Origin of the sequence: Streptomyces sp. IBSBF 2435, assembly GCF_036815005.1 — a bacterium.
Classification (GTDB): domain Bacteria; phylum Actinomycetota; class Actinomycetes; order Streptomycetales; family Streptomycetaceae; genus Actinacidiphila.
This window is the reverse complement of record NZ_JAJSYW010000351.1, coordinates 1-2,605: the sequence shown is the minus strand read 5'-3', so window position 1 is coordinate 2,605 and position 2,605 is coordinate 1. Positions and strand designations below refer to the sequence as shown.

Below are 2,605 nucleotides of genomic sequence, written 5' to 3'. Positions count from 1 at the left end.
CCCACATACAACTCCCCCACCACACCCACCGGCACCGGCCGCAACACACCATCCAGCACATACACCCGCGTATTCCACACCGCACCACCAATCGGCACGGTCATCGAGCGCTCGACGGCGTCCGCCCGCAGGGTGTGGGAGGTGGCGGCGTGCGTCTCACTGGGCCCGTAGTGGTTGTGCAGGGTACGGCCGCTGCCGGGCGCGAAGAGCGCGTGCAGCGCGGGACCCACGGTCAGCGCCTCGCCGCCCTGGACGATGTGCGTCAGGTCGGGCAGCGGCAGGCCCAGGTCGCGTACGGTCTCGGCGATGCCCTCCAGCACGGGCGTGGGCGCGATCAGCTCGTTGACCCGGCGCTCCGCCAGCCACAGGGCGAAGCGTCCGAAGTCCCGGCGGACCTCGTCGCGCGGCACGGCCAGCGTCTTGCCGGAGGTGAGGGCGGAGAAGACCTCCTGGGTCGCCGCGTCGAAGCTCAGCGAGGCGAACTGCGCCGTCACCGTCCCCGGTCCGCCGCCCAGCGCCTCGGCGTGCCAGCCCAGCAGGTTGACCAGCGCTCCGTAGGGGAAGACCACGCCTTTGGGCCGGCCGGTCGACCCGGACGTGTAGATGACGTACAGCGGATGGCCGGGCAGCAGCGGCGCGGTGCGGTCGGCGTCGGTGAGGTCGGCGTCCGGGCGGCCGGCGAGCGCGTGCACGACGTCGGCGTCGTCGAGGACGATCGTCCCCCCGGTCCCGGCCGGCACCCTCGCGGCCATGCCGGCCGTGGTCAGGACGCAGCGGGGCGCGGTGTCCCGCAGCATGTAGGCGATCCGGTCGGCGGGGTAGTCGGGGTCCAGCGGGAGGTAGGCCGCGCCCGCCTTGACCACCGCGAGCAGGGCGACGAGCAGGTCGACCGAGCGCGACATCAGCAGTCCGACGGTCTCCTCGGGGCCGACGCCCGCCGCCACGAGCATCCGGGCCATCCGGTTGGCGCGCGCGTTCAGGTCGGCGTAGCCGACCGCCTCGTCCTCGTACACCACCGCGACGCCCAGGGGGGTGCGGGCGACCTGCCGCTCGACCAGCAGCGGCAGGGCGGCCGCGGGGGCGTCGCGGACGGTGGCGGGGTCGGGCGCGAGCAACCGCTCGCGCTCCCGGGGGGAGAGGATGTCCAGCCGGCTCAGCGGTGTCCCGGGCTCCTCCAGGGCGGAGTGCAGCAGCCGCAGCAGGCAGCCGTTGAGGCGCTCGACCGTGTCCGGCGCGAACAGGTCAGTCGCGTACTCGACCGTGATGTCCACGCCCGCCGGTTCCCCGTCCGCCGTGGTCCGCTCGTCGTAGCTGTAGACGAGGTCGAAGCGGGCGACGTCCAGCGGCGGGGCGTCGACAGCCACGGTCAGTCCGGGCAGCCGGAAGGACGCCCGCTCGGTCTGCTGGGACGCGACGAGGACCTGGAAGAGGGGGTGGCGAGCCAGCGACCGGGTCGGGCTGAGCGCCTCCACCAGCAGCTCGAAGGGGAGGTCCTGGTGGGCGAAGGCGTTGAGGTCGGTGTCGCGCACCCGTTCCAGCAGTGCGCGGAAGCCGGGGTCGCCCGAGGTGTCGGTGCGCAGCACGAGGGTGTTGACGAAGAAACCGACCAGGCTGTCGAGCCGCTCGTCGGCCCGGCCGGCCACCGGGGTGCCGAGCGGGATGTCGGTGCCCGCCCCCAGCCGGGTCAGCAGTGCCGCGACGAGCGCTTGCAGGGCCATGAAGACGGTTCCGCCGGACAGCCGGGCCAGCCGCCGCAGGGCGCGGTGGCGGTCGGCGTCGATGTGCAGCGCGGCGGTGGCCCCGCGGTAGGAGGCGTGGGCCGGCCGCGGATGGTCGAAGGGCAGGTCCAGCTCCTGCGGCATGCCCTCCAGCGCCTTGCGCCAGTGGCGCAGCTGCCCGGCCATGAGGCCGGCCGTGTCGTCCGCGGTCCCCAGCAGCCGGCGCTGCCAGAGCGCGTAGTCGGCGTACTGGACGGGGAGCGGCGGGGCGGCCGGCGGCTGCTTCCCGGTCCGCGCGGTGTAGGCGTCGAGCAGGTCGCGGGCCAGCGGGGCCAGCGACCACCCGTCACAGGCGATGTGGTGCACCGCGAGCAGCAGGACGTGCTCCTGCGGCGCGAGCGCGAGCAGCTTCGCCCTCAGCGGAGGTTCGTCGGTGACGTCGAAGCCCTCGTGCAGGAACGCGGTGCGCAGCCGGTCCGCCTCGGCCGGATCGGCGGTCTCGGCGACGGGCAGCGCCGGGCGGGCGGCCTCGGCGGAAAGGACGCGCTGCGCGGGTTCCCCGTCGACGGCCGGGAAGACCGTACGCAGGCTCTCGTGGCGGGCCACGACGTCGCCGAGCGCGTCCCGCAGCGCGCCGCGGTCCAGCGGTCCGCGCAGTTCCAGCACCAGCGGCATGGTGTAGGTGGCGGTACGCCCCTCGATCTGGTTCAGGAACCACAGCCGCCGTTGGGCGTACGAGGGCGGCAGGGGGTCAGGGCGTACCGCGCGGGCGAGGACCGGGCGCGTGCCGGCGGGTGTGGACAGGTGTTCTGCTGCGCCCTGGACGGTGGGGTGGTCGAAGAGGTCGCGGACGGTCAGGTCACGCCCGAGCTGCGACCGGATACGCG

Annotated in this window: 1 protein-coding gene; it reads right to left on the bottom strand. The window is 74.3% G+C overall.

Annotated features, from left to right (window positions below):
* Window positions 1-2,605 (bottom strand): non-ribosomal peptide synthetase (locus V7E46_RS33270; protein WP_333771887.1); only part of this gene is annotated, 2,605 nt, incomplete at both ends.